General features: G+C 35.9%; 13 protein-coding genes. All 13 read left to right on the top strand.

What is annotated here, in order from left to right; all coding sequences use genetic code 11:
• The first annotated feature begins 213 nt into the window (after positions 1-213).
• Positions 214-1545, top strand: coding sequence for a sugar porter family MFS transporter (locus BLQ19_RS03755; protein WP_074537447.1), 1332 nt, complete (start codon positions 214-216; stop codon positions 1543-1545).
• A 4-nt stretch (positions 1546-1549) separates the two neighbouring features.
• Positions 1550-2380, top strand: coding sequence for an alpha/beta hydrolase (locus BLQ19_RS03750; protein WP_074537446.1), 831 nt, complete (start codon positions 1550-1552; stop codon positions 2378-2380).
• Positions 2381-2569: 189 nt separating this feature from the next.
• Positions 2570-4552, top strand: coding sequence for a glycoside hydrolase family 97 protein (locus BLQ19_RS03745; protein ID WP_083332180.1), 1983 nt, complete (start codon positions 2570-2572; stop codon positions 4550-4552).
• A gap of 121 nt (positions 4553-4673) precedes the next feature.
• Positions 4674-6089, top strand: coding sequence for a sulfatase family protein (locus BLQ19_RS03740; RefSeq protein WP_254788218.1), 1416 nt, complete (start codon positions 4674-4676; stop codon positions 6087-6089).
• A 135-nt stretch (positions 6090-6224) separates the two neighbouring features.
• Positions 6225-9017, top strand: coding sequence for a heparinase II/III domain-containing protein (locus tag BLQ19_RS03735; protein WP_217637570.1), 2793 nt, complete (start codon positions 6225-6227; stop codon positions 9015-9017).
• Between the two features lie 11 nt (positions 9018-9028).
• Complete coding sequence (locus BLQ19_RS03730; RefSeq protein ID WP_025614161.1) at positions 9029-9904, top strand: alpha/beta hydrolase; 876 nt, start codon at positions 9029-9031, stop codon at positions 9902-9904.
• Positions 9905-9926: 22 nt separating this feature from the next.
• Complete coding sequence (locus tag BLQ19_RS03725) at positions 9927-12293, top strand: PDZ domain-containing protein (protein ID WP_074537445.1); 2367 nt, start codon at positions 9927-9929, stop codon at positions 12291-12293.
• Positions 12294-12319: 26 nt separating this feature from the next.
• A complete protein-coding gene (locus BLQ19_RS03720) occupies positions 12320-13690 on the top strand; it encodes an alpha-L-fucosidase (RefSeq protein WP_074537444.1) in 1371 nt (456 codons plus the stop codon).
• Positions 13691-13786: 96 nt separating this feature from the next.
• Positions 13787-14740: an SGNH/GDSL hydrolase family protein gene (locus BLQ19_RS21485; RefSeq protein ID WP_083332178.1), complete on the top strand. Its 954-nt coding sequence runs from the start codon at positions 13787-13789 to the stop codon at positions 14738-14740.
• 189 nt (positions 14741-14929) lie between these two features.
• Entirely contained in the window at positions 14930-15754 is an 825-nt protein-coding gene (locus BLQ19_RS03710; RefSeq protein ID WP_074537443.1) for a 3-keto-disaccharide hydrolase, read from the top strand.
• A 108-nt stretch (positions 15755-15862) separates the two neighbouring features.
• A complete protein-coding gene (locus BLQ19_RS03705) occupies positions 15863-17527 on the top strand; it encodes an FAD-dependent oxidoreductase (RefSeq protein WP_074537442.1) in 1665 nt (554 codons plus the stop codon).
• 8 nt (positions 17528-17535) lie between these two features.
• A complete protein-coding gene (locus tag BLQ19_RS03700; RefSeq protein ID WP_074537441.1) occupies positions 17536-18264 on the top strand; it encodes an SGNH/GDSL hydrolase family protein in 729 nt (242 codons plus the stop codon).
• A gap of 8 nt (positions 18265-18272) precedes the next feature.
• The gene (locus BLQ19_RS03695) at positions 18273-21005 is read left to right on the top strand and encodes an endo-acting ulvan lysase-like protein (RefSeq protein WP_083332177.1); all 2733 of its coding nucleotides are present in this window, start codon (positions 18273-18275) and stop codon (positions 21003-21005) included.
• Positions 21006-21020 lie beyond the last annotated feature (15 nt).

Here is a 21020-nt window from a genome sequence, read left to right as displayed (position 1 = left end):
ATTATGGGAATCTGTTGAATTCAATCGGACTTTTCTTAGCATAATTTTGAAGTAAAATAGCGCATAGAGGTATAATTTATAGCTTTTGAATCATAATTAATACCCTAAATTTCTTTTTCATTTTATTATTGTTGAAGCTAAAAATTGCTTTAATCACAATATTTGAAACCACGATTAATTATAGCGAAAATTAGTCAATAACCAACTTGAATTATGAGCAAAAGAATTTTATTATGGTCAATCACAGCAGCTTTAGCAGGGTTCCTTTTTGGTTTTGATGTTGTCGTTATCTCTGGAGCAGATAAAAAATTACAACTTCTCTGGGAGTCATCAGATACCTTTCATGGTTGGGTGGTTATGGGTATGGCCCTTTGGGGTACTGTTGTTGGTGCCATCTTTGGTGGTTTTCCAACAAATAAATACGGGCGTAAAAATACGTTAATTGCCATTGGAGTTTTATTTGCGGTCTCTGCTGTAGGCTCAGCATTGTCTAATGATCCTTATGTATTTGCCTTATTTAGATTTATTGGTGGTATTGGTGTTGGTGCATCTACGATTGCTGCCCCAGCTTATATCTCAGAGATTGCTCCTGCCAAGGATAGAGGTAGGCTTGTAGCCTTGTATCAGTTCAATATTGTATTCGGAATATTAATAGCTTTTTTATCTAATTATTTATTGAGTGGTATAGGGGAAAATGCTTGGAGGTGGATGCTAGGTGTAGAAGCTATACCCGCAGTAGTATATATATTATTTGCAATAAAGGTTCCCAAAAGCCCTCGTTGGTTGTTATCAAAATCGAGAATTTCAGAAGCAAAAAAAGTATTACAATTAATAGACCCAAATGCAGATGTAGATGCTCAAATAGCAGCGATGAATCAACACTCTGAGAAAAGTGATAAATCAGAGACCATTTTTATTAAAAAATATAGATTTCCATTAGTATTAGCCTTTATGATTGCTTTTTTCAATCAATTTTCAGGAATAAACGCCTTTCTATATTATGCTCCTAGAATCTTTGAAGAAGCTGGTTTAGGAGAGAGTACAGCATTATTAAGCAGTGTTGGTATTGGTGTTACTAATTTAGTATTCACATTATTAGGTGTTTTTTTAATTGATAGAGTAGGAAGAAAAACCTTAATGTATGTAGGTTCGGTGGGGTATATTATTTCATTAGGACTTGTATCTGCTGCTTTCTTTTATAGTTGGACAGGGTTAGCAGTACCTATTTTCTTGTTTTTATTTATAGCAGCACATGCTATAGGGCAAGGTGCGGTAATCTGGGTTTTTATTTCAGAAATTTTTCCAAATCACTTACGAGCATCGGGCCAGTCTTTTGGAAGTTCTGTGCATTGGATTTTAGCAGCGCTTATTCCTTCTTTAATACCTTACTTGTTTCAACATCATATGGTGGGAGCAGGAGTCGTGTTTTTAATTTTTGCAGTAATGATGGTGTTCCAATTATTGTTTGTTATGTTCCTGATGCCAGAAACAAAAGGGAAAACTCTAGAAGAATTAGAAGTTGAAATTTTAAGAAAAAAAGGATAATAGCATGTTTAAATTTTTAAGCTTTTTAATTGCATTTTTTTTCTCGTTAGGCCTATTGGCAGCAAAGATAGATACACTAGTGGTTTCTAGTAAATCAATGCGTAAGAAGATTAAAAATTTGGTGATTACTCCAGATTCTTATCAAAAAAAAGAGCTACGCTATAATGTAGTTTATCTATTGCATGGCGCAGGAGGTAATCATAAATCGTGGTTAGAAAAAGCTCCTGAGCTAGAGCAGTATGCTGACTTATATAATGTTATTGTAGTTTGCCCTGATGGCGATAAAACGAGTTGGTATTTTGATAGCCCAGTTGATGATAGTATGAAATATGAAACCTATATCGTTGATGAGTTGGTATCTAAAATAGATAAAAAGTATGATACAGTGCCAAATGCTGAATATAGGGCTATCACAGGGTATAGTATGGGAGGCCACGGTGCTTTATATTTAGCATTTAGACACTCAGATATTTGGGGAGCCGCTGCTAGTATGAGTGGTGGAGTAGATATTAGACCGTTTCCTTTGCAATGGGATATTGCCAAACGCTTGGGAGAATATGCCAATGCTCCTGAAGCGTGGGAAAAACATACCGTAATTAATTTAACAAATCTGTTAAACGGTGAAAATTTAGATTTTTTGATAGACTGTGGAGTGGATGATTTCTTTTACAATGCAAACTTAAGGTTGCATCAAAAACTTCTGGAACGAAATATACCTCATGATTACATTGAAAGGCCAGGAGGTCATACCAATGAATATTGGAGGAATTCTATAAAATATCAAATGCTTTTTTTTAATGATTTTTTTCAAAAAAGTAAAGAACAAACCAAATAATTAAAATAGTTCTTAAGGTTTTCTACTCCATCTAAAGCTAAAATTGGCTTTACGGGTAACTTGTCCATATCCATGGGCTATAATGCCATATGCAATGGTGAACTCATATGTAGATTTAGCATAAGGAAAACTCAAGGTAGGAATAAAGGTCACTTTATCGTAAAAACTTTAAGAAAATAAACGCGCTGTATGAATTTTATTAGGACCAAGGCTTTTCTTTTAGGCACCATTTTAATGGTATCTCTTACGGCATGCGATAGCAGTACAGCTATTGATGTAACATCACCTAACGGAAAAAATACGTTTACACTATTACCAGAAAAAGGTATTGGTTTTTCTATGTCGTATGACGGACAGGAAGTTTTATTACCTTCTACTCTTGAACTGATTTCAAACGATATTAATTTTGACGGTAAGTTAGCGGTTCTAAAAGTTGAAAATACAACTATTGAAAACAAATGGAAATCAAATTTTGCAGAATTAAGTACGATACCTGATCACTACAATGAGCTTAAAGTACAACTTAAGAAAGGTGATGCTAAAATTACTATTATTTGCAGAGCCTACGATGAGGGACTCGCATTTTCCTATGAGATTCCGAAACAAGATCATATTACAGAAGTGGCCTTAGCGGAGAATATTCATTACAATTTCAAAGAAGATTATCAAGTATGGTCCACCCCAAAACGCGGACCAGGAGTACTTACGGCTCAAGGGGAGTATAAAAAAATACCCATAAGTCAGTTACAAAAAGGTGTTGAACGTCCTTTGGTGGTTGAAATTAGTGATCGTTTAATAATTGCGCTAGCCGAAGCGAAGTTGGTAGATTATGCTAGATTAAGTTTTGAGAAAGGAACAAGTGCTACTTACAGTATTTTATCAAGTTTGGATGGTAGAATGAGCGATCAAAAGCAAGACACAATTACGGGTGCTATTATTTCTAAACGGGAAGAAGCAGGGGCTAAGGTGCATAAAAAATTACCTTTTCAATCTCCTTGGAGAGTGGTAATGATGGCTAAAAATGAGGGGGAGTTATTGACCAATAATTATATCATTCAAAACTTAAATGATCCTTCTGAAATTACAGACGAGTCTTGGATAAAACCAGGGAAGGTATTACGAGAAACGACACTTACTACAGAAGGGGCTTATGCAGCTATTGATTTTGTAGCTGCACATAACATGCAATATATCATGTTTGATGCAGGCTGGTATGGTGATGAGATGAAAAATAGCTCAGATGCCATGACGGTAACCTTAGATCCAAAAAGATCAAAAGGCCCTCTAGATATGGAAGCGGTTACCGCATACGGCAGAGAAAAAGGAATTGGATTGATACTGTATATAAATCGTCGTGCTTTAGAAAAACAAATCGATGACGTATTGCCCTTGTTAAAAAAGTGGGGCGTAGCCGGGATTAAATATGGCTTTGTTCGGGTTGGAGACCAAGATGCTACGGCTTGGTTGCATGAAGCGGTTAAAAAAGCAGCCGAATATGAAATGATCATAGATGTGCATGATGAATATAGGCCTACAGGCTTTTCTAGAACCTATCCAAATTTTCTAACGCAAGAAGGGATTCGTGGTGATGAGGAAACAGTGCCTAATGCTCATACGTTGGTTAGTATGTTTACACGCACGCTTGCCGGAGCTTCTGACAATACAGTTTGTTATTATAATTCTAGAGTTGATGAAATGGGTTCTCACGCTTCTCAACTGGCCAAAACGGTTTGTATTTTCAGTCCACTTCAATTTTTATATTGGTATGATAAACCAGCAGCATCACCAGATAAAAAAGATGGTTTGTGGGGAGATACAAGGCATATCGGTAACGAGCCAGAATTAGAGTTCTTTGACAATGTGCCTACCACTTGGGATGAAACCATCGTTTTAGAAGCTAAAATTGGAGAAATTGGGGTCATCGCCAGAAGGAAAGGATCAGATTGGTTTATTGGAGGAATTAATGGGGTAAAACCTCGGAATATAGTTTTAGATTTTTCTTTTTTAGCAAAAGGACAGCCATTTAAAGCCCGGTTTTATACCGATGATGCGCTTGTGGAAACACGAACAAAAGTGAAAATTGAAGATTTTGACATTACAAGAGAGACTATTAAGTACCTAGCGGTTAAAGCCAATAATGGCTTTGCAATACACATAACAACAAACAAATAATACGCGGATTATGAAAGTTTTTAAGAATTTTAAATCAGCTTTAATAATACTAATTTTCTTAGTAGGGAAGCCAACGGAAATATTTAGTTTTCAACAAGTTAAAAAAACAAATAACTTAAAATTGAAAAAGCAGAAGGGGAAAAAACCGCGTAATGTTATTTTCATTTTAACAGATGATCATCGGAATGATTTTATGGGGTTTACAGGAAAAGTTCCTTGGTTAAAAACGCCCAATTTAGACAGGATGGCAAGTGAAGGAGCACATATGAAAAATGCTTTTGTTACCACCTCCTTATGTTCGCCAAGTAGGGCAAGCATTCTAACCGGGCAATATTCACATGTACATACCATTGTAGATAATGTGGCTCCCAACCCTGGTGATTTAACATTCTTTCCTCAATATTTACAAAAGGCGGGGTACCAAACGTCCTTCTTTGGTAAATGGTATATGGGCGACCATAATGATAGTCCAAGACCCGGTTTTGATCATTGGGAAAGCTTTGCAGGTCAAGGAGATTATTACGCACCAAACTTAAATATTAATGGTAAAAATACGCAGTATGATGAAGAGACCTATGTGACAGATTTGTTAACTGATCATGCGGTAGACTGGTTGGATCATAGAGATCAAAATAAACCCTTTTTTATGTATTTATCGCATAAAGCGGTGCACGCTATGTTTTTTCCTGCCAAACGTCATGAAGGTATGTATGCGGGTAAAAAGATTGACAAGCCAGATAGTTACACCCAAACAATTGGGTCTGAGTATAAAAAATTAAACTGGCCAGATTGGGTGAAGAGACAACGGGATAGTTGGCATGGGGTAGATTACATGTATCATGGTACTGCCGACGGAACTTTTGATGATTTAGTGCAACGCTATTGTGAAACCTTAATGGGAGTTGATGATAGTGTGGGTACGCTATTTGATTGGCTAAAAGCAAATGGATTAGAGGAGTCTACCATGGTTATTTATATGGGTGATAATGGTTTTAGTTGGGGAGAACACGGACTTATAGACAAACGTCATTTTTATGAAGAGTCTGTAAAGGTGCCCATGTTGGTACGTTGTCCTGAATTATTTGAAGGAGGAAAAACCGTTGAAAAAATGGTGCAAAATGTAGATATAGCACCAACAATTTTAGATTGCGCAGGCTTAGAAAAACCAACATATATGCCTGGGAAATCTTTTGTGCAATTACTACAAGGAGATGAAACCAAGTGGCGCGATAAAATATTTTATGAATACTATTTTGAATATGATTTTCCGATGACGCCAACAGTTTTTGGAGTTAGAACAGATAAATACAAATACATAAGATATAATGGTATTTGGGATACGAATGAGTTGTATGATATTGAAAATGATCCCAATGAAATTGTCAATTTAATTGATGATCCAAAACTGCAACCATTGATTAAAGATTTTGCCAATAGTTTGTATGACTGGTTAGAAAATACAAACGGAATGCAAATCCCTTTAAAGCGAAATGTGTTTCATAGGATTGGAGATTACGAGCATGCCAATCAATATTAATAAATAGAAAAAGAATCAGGGTATTGTAATCTGCTTCACATTAAAAAGCAGAGGTTCAGGCGAAAAAAGAGCATTTTACACAGACCAGTAAGTTATAATTTATACGAGAGATTAATGAGAAAGATGGAGTTAAAATTGAATTCAATTGTATTTGTACTGCTTTTTAGCATGTTAACAGGGATAGTAACTACGAATGCTCAAAAAAGTGCACACCCCAGAATTTATACGACCAATGAAGTTAAGCCTGAATTTTTAAATAGTATTAAAACTATTGAATGGAAAAAAAGTTTAGTAGATAAGCAAATTAAAAATTTAGAAAAATATTTGGAGTTTGTTGAAAATGACCCAACATGGTTGGTTTCTAGGTTACAAATGAATTGGAAGACTAAACATGATAAGGTCTTTCTTAAAGGAGGAGATTTTGATCATTCGGAGGGGAATGCTCCAGTGCCTACGGTACGTTTTTCAGGAACTAGAGATTGGGCTTCAGAATATTCAATACCTAATTTAGAAGAGGTAGAACCGTATTTTGATGATCCGCGTGGTTATTATCTAGCACATAAAAAAACAAAGGTTAAAGAATGGGTGCATCCTTCAAAAATAGGCTTTGCTATAGAGGGGATTAATCGAAAGATTATGAGTCTGGTGGAAGATGCTTCTTTTTTATATTGGGTCACGGGCGATAAAAAATATGCTGAGTTTGCAAAGCCGGTTTTTGAAACCTATATCGCAGGAATGTATTATAGAGATGCTCCTGTCGATTTAGAAAATGGAGTACAACAGCGTATTTCTGGATTGGCCACATTTGAAGTTATTCATGAAAAAATATTGATTCATTTAATTACAACTTATGATTTTCTGTATGATTATTTTGAAGGGGAAAAAGTAAACCTAGATCAAGCATCAGCAGTATTTCAAAAATGGGGAGATCAAATTATAACTAATGGAATTCCAGATAATAATTGGAATCTTTTTCAGGCTAGATTTTTAACCTATGTGGCCCTGGTCTTAGAGGATAACAATGCGTATAAAAATGGAAAAGGACGCCAGTATTTTCTAGACCGTACTTTTAATACCTCTTCAGAAAGACAGTTAGCTATTAAGGAATCCTTATTGGTTTACAATCAGGAAACGGGTATGTGGCCAGAATGTGCTTCCTATTCTGTTCATGTGATTACTACCTTACTTGATATTTTTACACTTTTAGATCATACCACAAACAAAAATGAGTTATCAAACTTTCCAATTATAGAAAAAGCGGCTTTAGCATCTTTTCAATATTTGTTTCCTAGTGGGTATACTGTTGGTTTTGGCGATTCAAATCACAAAACATTACCGCCAGAAAATTTTGAGCTTTTAATTTCAAACTATAATAAATACAAGGATGTAGAAAAAGAAACTATTATTTCTGGACTGTTAGCCCAAATGATAGCTAAAGGAGAATATGAGCGTGAAGCAAAAGATTTGCCGCAATTATTCTTTTATGTGGATGAGTTAAAAACGTCAAAAAATAACGAAAACGTACTGGATCAATTAACATCGCCAACGTTTTATGCCTCTAACGTTAGTATGTTTAATCAGAGATTGGGTAGTGGAGCTCATGCTATGATGATTTCTACGGCTGGTTCTTACGGAAACCATTCTCATGCCAATGGTATTTCTATTGAGCTATTTGCAAATACTTATGTTTTGGGTCTAGATATGGGGAAAGGTTCAAGTTATTGGCATAGTGACCATAGAGAATATTACTCTAGGTTCCCGGCGCATAATACAGTCGTGGTAGATGGCATATCAGATTACAATGCGATGCGGGGTTATCATCCTTTTAAATTAGAAAGCAATTTTCCGAAAGTAAGTGAAAAACCTTCTTTTGATAAGTTGACCTTCTCTAAAGTGTCTTTTTTTGAGCCTAAAACTCAGGCAGACCAACAACGATTTACAGCAATTATAAAATCGAATGCTTCAAATGGCTATTTTATAGATGTATTCCGATCAAAAAAACAAGCAGGTGGCAATCAACGGCACGATTATTTTTATCATAATCTGGGGCAGTCACTTCAAATTTTAGATAAAAAATCTAATGCACTAACTTTAAAAACGACGAAAGATTTTGGGAGTATATATGGCGATATCAAAGGCTATGATTATTTGAGTAGTAAAAAGAAAGTGAAAACGGCTGAAGATCTGCAAGCATTTTTTAAGCTTAAGACTACGGATAGTCCTGATAACTTAATGAAAGTTTGGATTAAAGGAAGTGAAAAGCAAAGTATTTACACCGCTTTAGCTCCCAAATCTAATGTATTAAAGAAAGATTCTGGCACAGCACCTTCGGAGGTTTTTGGAGATTCAATTCAAACTTTAATTGTAAAGCGAGAAGCATCAGCTTGGGAGAATCCGTTTGCCATGGTTTTTAATCCTTATTTCGAAGGAAAAGATAATCCAATTGCTGAGGTAAACTATTCGTCAATTAAAGAAAACCCGAGCACACAAATCATTAATGTGACATTAAATGATGACACCACAGATACCATCATTTTAAACACAACGGAAGAAGACGTAGTTGAAAAAGAGGGGTTGTACCAAAAGGGATTGTTATCGGTTGTAAAAACAGCTAAAAATACTGATGATTTAGCGTACTTCTTTCTTGGGGGGATGTACAAATACGAACAGCATGGTTGGGAAATTGTAGCTTCTGGAATTCCTGTTAATGTTTCTGTAGAACGTAATGGAGATACTTTTGTGTTAGAATCAGACGGACCAATTTTAATAAGAGCACCTTTTCTGAAAGGGAAAAAATCGGCCGAATTACAAGTTTATGAGAATGATATTTTAATTAGTTCCAGAAAAGGGCAAGTGTCAAGAGCTAACCCCGAACAATTGGTGTTTAGATTAGAAAAGGCATATCGTAAAGTAGTTATAGCATACTAAAAAGAGAATAAATGAAGGTCTTAATAAACATTGTAGTCATTTTTAGCTTCTTGGGATTTTTGTCTGAGGTTCAAGGTCAGGACAAATACGAAGCTAGAGAAATACTACCAGATAGTTTGGTGTATAAAATAATTGAGGGAGATACTTTAAAACTAACGCTGTTCTATCCCGAAAACGTGCATCAAAAGAAAAAATTTCCAGCTATTGTTTTTTATTTTGGCGGCGGTTGGAACGGAGGTACCACCACGCAATTTGAAGACCAAGCAAAGTATTTTGCAGCAAGAGGAATGGTCGCAGTTTTGGTTGATTATCGGGTGCAATCAAGACACAAAACAACTCCGTTTGATGCCGTTTGTGATGCGAAGTCTGCAATACGGTATTTGAGAAGTAATGCTAAAAAGCTGCATATAAAACCTAAAAAAATAGTGGCTTCTGGTGGTTCTGCGGGAGGGCATTTGGCTGCTGCAACAGCGATAATAAAAGGCTTAGAAGAACCTACTGAAGATATATCAATTAGCTCAAAAGCAAATGCGCTAGTCTTATACAATCCCGTAATTGATAATAGCAAAACTGGATATGGCTATGATAAGGTAGGTGATCGCTACTTAGAAATATCACCCCTACATAATATAGCAAAAGGAGCACCACCTACCTTGTTTTTATTAGGGAGTAAAGATCCTCTAATTCCGGTTGCTACTGCTTATGAGTATCAGTCTAAAATGCAGGCTATTGGGAGCCGATGTGATGTGATCATTTATGAGGGTCAGAAACATGGGTTTTTTAATCAATGGAAAGAAAACGGCCCTGAATATTTTAGAAAAACAACACTAGAAGTAGATGTCTTTTTACAATCTATAAAATATTTAAAAGGAAAAGCAACATTGTAGTTGCGAACAAGAAGATTTTAAAATGAAGAAAATTGTATTATTATTCACAGCAGTATTCCTGCTTATTTCGTGTTCGATACAGGCGAATACGATAGAATTATTTGTTTCTGTAAACGGAGTAAAGAATAGTAAGGGGTCAAAAAGCAAACCTTTTTTAACCATAGAAGAGGCTGTTAAAAGAGCAACAGTATTAAAAGAAAAAGATACCAGCTTAAGTATCGTTATTAACATCCTTCCTGGAGCATACCACCTTACCGAATCAATTCAAATTCCATCGATATTAAATGGCTTACAGATAAAAGGGACAGATGCTTCAGAAGTTCATATAAAGGGATCCATTCCTTTAAAAGCCAATTGGAAAAAGTATAATAGTACGATGTATGTCACCAAAGTACCAAAAGATTTAAATTTTGATCAATTGATAGTGAATGGAAAAGCGCAAATTTTAGCACGTTATCCCAATTATGATGAGAATGGGCATTACTGGCAGGGGTACGCAGCCGATGCTATTTCTAAAGAACGCATTGCTACATGGAAACATCCAAAGGGCGCTTATTTTCATGCCTTGCATAGTGGTCGTTGGGGCGGTTTTCATTTTAAAATTACTGGAGTAAATGAAGATGGGACCGCTATTTTAGAAGGAGGTCAACAAAACAACAGAGCTTCTAAACCCCATGAAGAGTTTCGTATGGTAGAAAATGTTTTTGAAGAGTTAGATAGTGCAGGAGAATGGTTTTTAGATAAAACTACTGATAAATTATATTACTGGCCATCAGAAGGGTTAAATCCAGAGACGACTACGTTTGAAGTTTCAGTACTTAAAGATTTGATACAAGTTGTGGGTACTTTAGAAAACCCGGTTAAGAATGTAAGCATAAGCAATATTACATTTGAAAATACCCAACGTACGTTCATGGAAGTATATGAACCTTTACTGCGTAGCGATTGGAATATATACAGAGGGAGTGCTATTTTCTTTGAAGGCACGGAGAACTGTAACGTAACCAATAGTGAGTTTACCAATTTAGGCGGTAATGTTATAATGGCGAGTAAGTACAATAAAGCATTAAGCATTATAGGAAACCATATTCATGAATGTGGCGGGAGCGCCATTTCATTTGTAGGAGACCCTTCGGCAGTACGTTCGCCTTCTTTTAACTATAAAGAGTTTGTTCCCGTAGCCGAAATGGATACTATTCCTGGACCTAAGAATGAGTTGTATCCTCGTAATTGTTTGGTAGAAGATAATTTAATACATCGCATTGGTCGCATAGAGAAACAAACAGCTGGAGTCCAAATTTCTATGGCGATGGATATTACGGTCCGTCATAATAGTATTTATGATGTGCCAAGAGCAGGTATAAATATAGGCGATGGTACTTGGGGCGGTCATATTTTAGAATTTAATGATGTGTTTAATACCGTATTAGAAACTAGTGATCATGGCTCATTTAATTCATGGGGTCGTGATCGTTTTTGGCACCCAAAACGTGCCGTAATGGATAGTTTAACTACAGCCAATCCAAACATGCCTATGTGGGATGCTATAAAGACTACGATCATCAGAAATAACCGTTTTCGTTGTGATCATGGTTGGGATATTGATTTGGATGATGGGTCTTCTAATTATCATATTTATAATAATTTATTATTAAATAACGGACTTAAGTTGCGTGAAGGATTCAATCGGATCGCTGAAAATAATATCATGGTAAACAATTCCTTGCATCCGCATGTGTGGTTTGTAGAAAGCGGAGATGTTTTTAAGCACAATATTGTGAGTGATGCTTATCAAGATGTTAGGCTTCTAGGGTGGGGAAAAGAACTGGATTACAACTTTTTTTCAACGGAAGAGGCCATGTTAAAATCTCAAATTTATAATAGGGATAAGCATAGTGGGTTTGGAGATCCATTATTTAAGGACCCTGCTAGGGCAGATTTTACGGTAGCTGAAAATTCACCAGCCTTAGCTGTTGGATTTAAAAATTTTCCAATGGATGAGTTTGGAGTTCAAAAACCATCGCTGAAGAAGCTTGCAAAAACTCCAGAAATTCCTCAGCTGAAAAAACCGTCAATTAATGAGAACAATGTTTCTCCTACAATAGCATGGTTACGTAATGATATAAAGAGTGTAAGCTCGGCACAAGAGCAGTCGGCCTATGGCCTAAATACAGCAGAAGGTGTAATTGTTTTAAAAGTATGGAGTCAGAGTCCCGCAGTACAAAATAACGGACTTAGAGCGGGAGATGTGATCTTAAGCGCATCAGGCAAAAAAACAGGAACGGTTAAAGACTTTTTCGTCATAAGTGCGGCGAATACAGGAGCAGAATTAAAGCTTCTAATCATGAGAAATCAATCAGAACAAGAATTAATAATTAAAACCAAATAACGCAATACACTATAAAAATTAAAGAAATGAAAATAATAAAAAAATCATTAGTAGTAGGGCTACTTGCTGTACTGCAAGTTACCTCAAGTTTTGCTCAAGAAAAGTCAGACGTAAAAAAATTGGATGATGACCAACGCATGGAATGGTGGCGTGATTCTAAATTCGGGATGTTTATTCATTGGGGGGCATACTCCATAATTGGAGGTGAACGTGGTACCCAAATAGCTGGTGGTGGTGCAGAATGGGCCATGGATAAATTAGATTATACCATTGAAGACTATGAGAAATTTCCTGAAATGTTTAACCCAACAATGTTTGATGCAGATGCATGGGTAACTATGGCTAAAAATGCAGGAATGAAATACATTGTTATTACGGCGAAGCACCATGAGGGTTTTGCATTGTGGGATTCTAAAGTATCAGATTATGATGTGATAGATAAAGCTCCGTTTAAGAGAGATGTGATTAAAGAATTGTCAGAAGCCTGTAAAAAGCAAGGTATTAAATTTTGTTTTTACTACTCTATTGTAGATTGGCATCACCCACAAGCACAAGGAAATTTATATCCAAATTATAACATTTCTCAACATGATGATCCTACGGTTGTGAATCCTAAGTTTCCTAAATACTACAAGAACTACATGAAACCTCAAGTAAAAGAATTATTGACAAATTATGGGGATGTTGGTGTCGTTTGGTTTGATGGCGATTGGATTTCGGACTACACAACAGAAATGGGAAAAGATCTTTATAGCTACATTCGGGATATTCAACCAAATACGATTGTAAATAATAGAGTTGATAAAGGTAGAACAGGAATGGACGGTATGAATAATAATCCTGGACAATTTGCGGGCGATTTTGGGACCCCAGAACAGGAAATTCCAGATACAGGAATTGATTCTGATTGGGAAGCGTGTATGACAATGAATGGCTCATGGGGTTATAAACCATCTGATACTGATTGGAAAAGTAGTGAGGACTTAATCCAAAAGTTAGTAGATATTGTTTCTAAAGGAGGTAACTTTTTATTAAATATAGGACCAGATGGTTTTGGTAGGTTTCCTTCAGAAAGTATTAGACGTTTAAATGCGATGGGAGAATGGACACAGAAGAATGGCGAAGCTATTTATGGTGCTTCGGCAAGTCCGTATGCAAAGCCAAAATGGGGGCGATATACTAAAAAAGATGGTGTACTCTATGCTCATGTTTTTGATTGGCCAGAAACAGGTACGTTAAAATTACATAAAGACATCAAAGTTAAAAAAGCAACAGTATTAACAGATTCTAAAACAGTATTGAAGTCATTAGCCACTTCTAGGGAGGTGGTCTTAGAGGTGCCCATGTTGGCTCCAGATGCCACGGTTTCTGTGATTAAAATTGAATTGGCGAACTAGTTCAAAAACGGAGTTACTAAAGAAGAAATAAACAGACCAAACACCATTCAGGTACTTGGTTTGTTTAACACGTAAAAGTTTAAACAGATAGAAAGTATGAATGTTTCCAAGAGAATAATTAGTGTAGCCATTGCTTTTATATTAAATGTGGGTGTTGGGTTTTCTCAAGTCAATGAGTACGCTAAACCAGAATGGGGAGGATATACAGAAGGAGAAGACGGATTTTTGTTGGCACATGTTTTTAATTGGCCCGAAGATGGTAAGTTGGTGATAGACAGGGCTATTAAACCAAGAGAAGCACGATTGCTTTCTGAACCAGATAAAAAGATTAAAATAAAATTGATAGAAGGTAAATTAACGATATTATTACCGGAGGAGGCTCCGGATACTCAGGTTTCGGTGGTTAGAATTCAATTAGTTCCTAGTGATGATTGGGCTAATCTAGGCCGATATGAAAAAGAAAATACAGAATTGAAAGCACCCGCTAGAAATGAGAATAGAGTGGTTTTTATGGGGAATTCTATTACGGAAAAATGGGTGAAATTCAAGCCTGATTTTTTTGATGATAATAATTTTGTGGGCAGAGGAATTAGCGGGCAGACGTCACCGCAAATGCTTTTAAGGTTTAAACAAGATGTTATAAATCTAAGCCCTAAGGCAGTAGTGATACATGCAGGAACAAATGATATAGCACAAAACAGAGGGCCTATTACCCTTGAGCAAATAGCTGAAAATATCTTTTCCATGGCAGAATTAGCTAAAATTCACAACATTAAAGTGGTATTAGCATCGGTATTGCCTGCGAGTAGTTATTCTTGGAGTCCTTCTATAGAGCCTGCAGAAAAAATAATAACACTAAACAGCTTACTTCAAGCCTATGCTAAGAAACATAAACTAGTGTATTTAGATTATTACACGCCTATGGTAAATGCAGAAAAAGGCTTAAAAGTAGATTTAGGTAGGGATACTGTGCACCCTAATATTGCAGGTTATGAACTAATGGAACCTTTAGTAAAAGAGGCTGTAGAAAAGGCTTTAAAAAAGAAATAAGCATAAAAAACGATAGCTTATAATGTTTGCATTATAATTTATAGCAGATAAATAGTAAAAAGGATAACATTGGTACAACAAGTTTTGTTGCTGTCAATGCTATTTTTTTTGGAAGATAATAAACCACCTAAAAAGTGGATGGGTTAACAAAGGGTAAAGAATAATTGTAATTCACAAATTGAAGAAAACATGAAAATTAAATCCAACCAAGTACTCGTATTTTTTTTGTTAATCACTTTAGTTATTTCTTGTTCAAGCACAAAAAAAGCATCGGTTTCTGATGATGGCTTTGTAGCACTTTTCAATGGTGAAAATTGGGAAGGTTGGTACTTAAAGCTAAAAAATGGGGACCATGAAATGGCTAGAAAAGTATATGCTATTGATAATGGAATGGTACATGTGTTTAAAAATATGCCTGATAGTTTAGACTTAGGTACTGGCGAAAATGGAACACATGGTCTTTTTTATACTAACAAAAAATACAGTAAATATATACTTCGCTTTGAATACAAATGGGGGACTAAAATCACGAATAATTTTGAGAGATGGCAATATGATGCGGGTATTTATTACCATGTAACCGATGATAAAATTTGGCCTACAGGTATAGAGTATCAAATACGATATAATCATGTTTCTAATGCCAACCATACCGGAGATTTTATTACCGGCGGAACTTCTCTTAACTGGTTTGCAGCAAAAGATAGTTCAACGTTTTTATTACCAGAAAATGGAGGGTTACCTACAGGGCAGCGTAAAAATAAAATGCTATTGGCAAGTCCAAATGTTGCCGTTAATGCTTTGAATGATCAATGGAACCAGTGCGAAATAATTGTAATGGGAGATACGTATACCATTCATAAATTAAATGGTGTCATTGTAAATATGGGAACAGACCTGTCTGTGAACGAGGGTATTATCGGTTTTCAATCAGAAACAGCAGAGATTTATTATAAGAATATTAAGATCAAAGAATTTGATGAAATCATTCCAATGGAAAATTTTTTAGATTAAGAGAGAATTATCTAGTGCTTTTGAGAGAAGCTTCGATGAACCTTCAGTAGTTATCTATAGACATCAAAAAAAAAATATCAAATTAGAACGCTATTAAATTTTTTAAAAATGAAAAAATCAAGCTTATTATTTTTTGTGCTATTCGTTTCTTTTAGCAGCTTTTTATCAGCTAATAATACACCTAAAACATACAAGGCAGATGTAATTATTTATGGCGGCACATCAGCGGCGATTGCCTCTGCGATACAATTAAAACGTATGGGGAAGTCGGTCTTAGTGGTGTGCCCTGAAAAACATATAGGCGGACTCTCTTCTAGTGGCTTGGGGTTTACAGATCTTGGAAATAAAAGAGTCATCGGTGGTATATCAAAAGAGTTTTATGAAGAGGTCTATGCCCATTATCAAAGTAAGGAGGCTTGGAACTGGCAGCCTAAAACAGATTACGGAAACATAGCGCAAGGAACCACGGCTATAGATGATGACTTAAAAACCATGTGGACGTTTGAACCACATGTAGCTGAAAACATTTTTGAAAATTTTGTAAAAGAGAATCAAATTGAAATTTTACGGGACAAATGGCTAGACCGTGAGAGTGGCGTTAAAATGGAAAAAGGTAAAATTATTTCCATAACGATGTTAGATGGGACTACGTATAAAGCTAAAATATTTATTGATGCTACCTATGAAGGAGATCTTATGGCAGCAGCAGGGGTAAAATATCATGTAGGTAGAGAAGCAAACAGTGTATATAAGGAACAGTGGAATGGCGTGCAGAAAGAAGAATTTCATCACAGCCACAACTTTGGCGATCGTAAAATAAGTCCTTATGTAATACCTGGCGATCCAACTAGTGGCATACTGCCAAGAATTTCAACAGAAGATCCAGGAGAGCAAGGTTCTGGAGATCATAGAGTACAAGCCTACAATTACAGGTTGTGTACTACCAATGCAGAAGGTAATGTTGTTCCTTTTGAAAAGCCAGAGAATTATGATCCTGCTCAGTATGAATTACTGAGAAGAGTTTTTGAGTCCGGCCGATATTCTATGTTTGGCGGAGGTAAAATACCAAATATGAAGCGAGATGTAAATAATGTAGGTCCGTTTAGTTCAGATAATATAGGAATGAACTATGAATACCCTGAAGCATCTTACGAGAAAAGAAAAGAAATTTTAGACGAGCATATAGCATACCACAAAGGCTTACTTTATTTCTGGGGCCATGATGAAAGTGTGCCAGAAAGATTTAGAACAAGTATAAAAAAATGGGGATTAGCAAAAGATGAATTTGCAGATAATGGCCATTGGCCGTATCAAATCTATGTGCGGGAAGCAAGACGTATGATTGGAGAATTTGTAATGACAGAAAACGAAATATTAGGAAGAAATAAAGTAAATCAATCCATAGGAATGGGGTCTTACACGATGGATTCACATAATGTACAACGTTACATTACTAAAGTGGGTTATGTTCAAAATGAAGGTGATTTGGGGATTGATGCAGAAGAGCCCTACCAAATACATTTAGGAACAATACTTCCTAAAGAAAAGGAGTGTAAAAACTTATTGGTTTCTGCGGCAGTTTCAAGTTCGCATATTGCTTTTGGTTCTATCAGAATGGAACCTGTATTTATGATCTTAGGGCAGAGTGCAGGTACCTTAGCAGGTTTGGCTTTGGAAGATAATAAGAACCTCCATGATATTTCTTATGGCACCTTACGTAAGGTATTACAGAAAGATGGTCAAGTCTTAGAATTTTCAACGCCTAAAGATTAAAGGTTCTTATGAGTTTAAAAATAACTACGATACTAATTTTATGGTTTGCTTTCAGCTTAACCGCCCAAGCTCAAGTCATAAATGCAGGGGTTAGTGGTAATACTACTTCAAACCTTTTAAACAGACTAGAGCACGATGTACTTGAGCAACAACCAGATGTGGTTATCATTATGGTGGGTACTAATGATATGTTGAATTCTAAAAAAATGATATCCTATTCCACCTATGAAGAGAATTTAAGTACGCTGATAAAAGCGATAAAAAATAGAAGTTCAAAAGTACTTTTAGTAGCACCACCTACAGTAGATAGTACCTATCTATTTGAGAGGCATGATAGAAAATTATTTTGGGAACTACCGAATGTAAAATTAGATACGGTTCGCGTTGTGATGATGAGATTAGCGAATGAATTTAATGTTGATTTTGTAGACGTATATCAAGAATTTGTAAACCTAGATTTGCCGCAACATAATGAAGATGTGGTGATCCGTAATGAAAAGAATAGTACTCGAAAAGATGGAGTTCATTTAACGGCATTAGGATATAAAATGTTAGCACAATCAATTTTTACCGCCTTAGAAAGCAATGATTTGCTTCAGAAAAACCAGAAGATAATTTGCTTTGGAGATTCATTAACCTTTGGAGCAGGATTAAAAAAGGGAGGTGCCGTGATTGGAGAAAGTTATCCTGCAGTACTTCAAAAACTAATACTTGAACATTTCGAATTAAAAAAATAGCATTAACGATGATTAAAAATACACTAGCATTACTAGTCTTTATTTCTTTCGCGAGCTGGTCTCAAGCACAGATTCCGCTTCCTAAAAGTCAAGAATCAGGATACCCTCGTCTGTATGTCACACAAGATGAAAAAAAAGATTTACAAAAAACCATCAAGAAAGAAGCCTGGGCCAAAGAGGTATTATCAGGTATTCATAAGCGAATAGATACCCATGTAGAGCGCCATGTTGATGATCCAGAATGGATGGTTTCCCGTTTGCAAATGTATTGGAAAACAAAAGCAACCAATGTTTACGTTAATGGGGTAGATTATTCTCATGCAGATGGGGAAGCTCCTGTGCCTACGGTACGGTTTACGGGATCTCGAAATTCTGCTACCGCTTATGGTAAACCCGCTTTGGAAGATATTTTGCCTTATATGGATGATCCTCGTGGGTTATACCTACCAAACCGAACTAAAGAAGGTAAGCCTTTTGAGTGGGCAGAGCAATCGGAGACTGGAGGTATAATTATTTCAATTAATAGAGAGATAATAGGCTTAGGTAAAGATGCAGCTTTTCTGTATTGGTTGGAGAATGATGATGCGTTTGCTAAGTTTTCTTTTGATTTGTTTGATACCTATATGATGGGTATGTCTTACAGAAGCGAACCCATTGATATCTTAAACGGCCACATTCAAACCCTTGTGGGACTCACAAATTTTCAAGTAATACACGAAGGTACTTTGAGTGATATAGCAGAACTCTATGATTTTTTACACCCTTATATTGAAGCAAATTACCCGGAAAAGATTGGTATGTATGATACGACCATTAAAAAGTGGACAGATTTGGTAATTAAAAATGGCGTACCTCAAAATAATTGGAACCTTCATCAAGCAAATATCATTTTAAAAGCAGCGATGGTGCTGCAAGATAATAGCAGTTATGAAGACAAAAAAGGGCGCGAATACTACATCAATTATATATTGAATGTTACTTCTGCAAGACAATGGTCTTTAACCAAGTTTATGGATTACGGTTATGATGAAAGTAATGGTGTTTGGAATGAATGTCCTGGATATTCTATAGGCGTAACTAAGAGTCTTACCAATTTTATTAGAGATTTTGACAATACATTTGATCATAATATACTGCCATATACTCCTGTAATGGAAAAAGCTGTAAAAATGCTACCACAATATGTTTTTCCGAATGGTGAAATTGTTGCTTTTGGAGATAGCTATTATGGTCCACTAGATACAGAAGCTATGAGTGATATGATCCGCATTGCTCAAAAAAATAAAGACGCAAAATTAGAGGAAGAATTTACAGGTTTGTACCGTTTGTTCAATGACGATGTAGAGAGTTCTGAAAAGTCACATAAACCAAAGGCCGAAATCGCTTCTTTTTTTGCGAGTAAACCTCTGGTGTTGAATCCAAAGTATGGTAAAGGAAATATAGACGATTACATAACTCAAACTTTTTATGCTCCTAATGTTAGTTGGCATGTACAACGTATGGGAACAGGTAAAGATGGGATGATGGTATCGTTAAACGGATCATTAGGAAACCATATGCATGCCAATGGTATTAATATGGAATTGTATGGAAAAGGATTTGTACAAGGAGCAGACCCAGGCAAGGGTGCTAATTATCTTCAACCTATTTATTTAGAATATTACTCGCAGTTTCCTGCTCATAATACCGTGATGGTAGATGGTACCTCTTCGTATACCGAAATGTTGAGTAACCATGCCTTTGATTTAGTGGGGCAGTATCCAAAATCAGAAGAAAAAGAAGGGTTTTATAAAGCTATTACGTATTCAGATGTATTCTTTTTAGAGCCAGAAAGTCGCAGTGATCAAAGTAGATTGGTGAGTATTATCAAAACCGGAGAAAGTACAGGGTATTACGTAGATATTTTTCGTTCTAAAAAACAACGTGGTGGCGATAAGTTTCATGATTATTTCTATCATAATCTAGGACAAAGTATGCATGTGAGTGATGCCAATGGAAACGTATTAGAATTAAAGCCAAGTGAAGAAATGGGTTTTGCTGGAGGTCATTTGTATGCCTTTGATTATATGTGGGATAAAAAATCTATTCGCACAAATGAGGATTATCAGGCAGAATGGAAAATAGACATGCCTGAGGGTGAAGAAGATGTTTTTATGAACCTTTGGATGAAAGGTACAGAAGGGCGTGAAGTATTTACCATTAAATCTCCTCCTAATAAAGCATTTAAATACAATAAAAAAATACCATATGATGTCGGCGAGGCACCTTATTTGACCCTTGCAGCCAGGCAACATGGCGAGGCATGGAACAAGCCTTTTGTATCGGTTTATGAACCATTCACATCTAGTGAGGGAAAAAGTGTTGCTACTATTTCAGGTTTTGAAGATGAACATGGGAGCACAGATTTTGTAGGCCTTCATGTAGTGCATAAATCTGGGAGAGAAGATTTTGTTTTTTCATCAACAGAAAATAAAATAGCAAAATATAAAGGGACAGCTACTGATGCAGCCTACGCTTTGGTTGGTCAAGAAAAAAATAAGGATATCATTTTATTTTTAGGAAACGGAACAGAACTTACCGCTAAGGGTTTTAAGATAGCAACAAATAAAAAGGGGAATGTAGTACTTGAAATTAAAGCAGGAAAATTGTTTCTAAACAATGAAGTTACGGTAACCATCACACACGATAAAAAAGAAAAGCAATTTGCGGTTGGAGCATATCGCTCTGTCCAATTAGATTAATACTATTGGTATTGG

Origin of the sequence: Cellulophaga baltica, assembly GCF_900102165.1 — a bacterium.
GTDB lineage: Bacteria > Bacteroidota > Bacteroidia > Flavobacteriales > Flavobacteriaceae > Cellulophaga > Cellulophaga baltica.
This window is presented reverse-complemented; position numbering and strand designations above follow the sequence as displayed.

Bases quoted from the DNA above. Each gene is read 5' to 3' on its own strand.
- BLQ19_RS21485 (WP_083332178.1), top strand. From the start codon at position 13,787: ATGAATGTTTCCAAGAGAATAATTAGTGTAGCCATTGCTTTTATATTA.
- BLQ19_RS03745 (WP_083332180.1), top strand. From the start codon at position 2,570: ATGAATTTTATTAGGACCAAGGCTTTTCTTTTAGGCACCATTTTAATG.
- BLQ19_RS03755 (WP_074537447.1), top strand. From the start codon at position 214: ATGAGCAAAAGAATTTTATTATGGTCAATCACAGCAGCTTTAGCAGGG.
- BLQ19_RS03725 (WP_074537445.1), top strand. From the start codon at position 9,927: ATGAAGAAAATTGTATTATTATTCACAGCAGTATTCCTGCTTATTTCG.
- BLQ19_RS03710 (WP_074537443.1), top strand. From the start codon at position 14,930: ATGAAAATTAAATCCAACCAAGTACTCGTATTTTTTTTGTTAATCACT.
- BLQ19_RS03720 (WP_074537444.1), top strand. From the start codon at position 12,320: ATGAAAATAATAAAAAAATCATTAGTAGTAGGGCTACTTGCTGTACTG.
- BLQ19_RS03700 (WP_074537441.1), top strand. From the start codon at position 17,536: ATGAGTTTAAAAATAACTACGATACTAATTTTATGGTTTGCTTTCAGC.
- BLQ19_RS03730 (WP_025614161.1), top strand. From the start codon at position 9,029: ATGAAGGTCTTAATAAACATTGTAGTCATTTTTAGCTTCTTGGGATTT.
- BLQ19_RS03705 (WP_074537442.1), top strand. From the start codon at position 15,863: ATGAAAAAATCAAGCTTATTATTTTTTGTGCTATTCGTTTCTTTTAGC.
- BLQ19_RS03695 (WP_083332177.1), top strand. From the start codon at position 18,273: ATGATTAAAAATACACTAGCATTACTAGTCTTTATTTCTTTCGCGAGC.
- BLQ19_RS03750 (WP_074537446.1), top strand. From the start codon at position 1,550: ATGTTTAAATTTTTAAGCTTTTTAATTGCATTTTTTTTCTCGTTAGGC.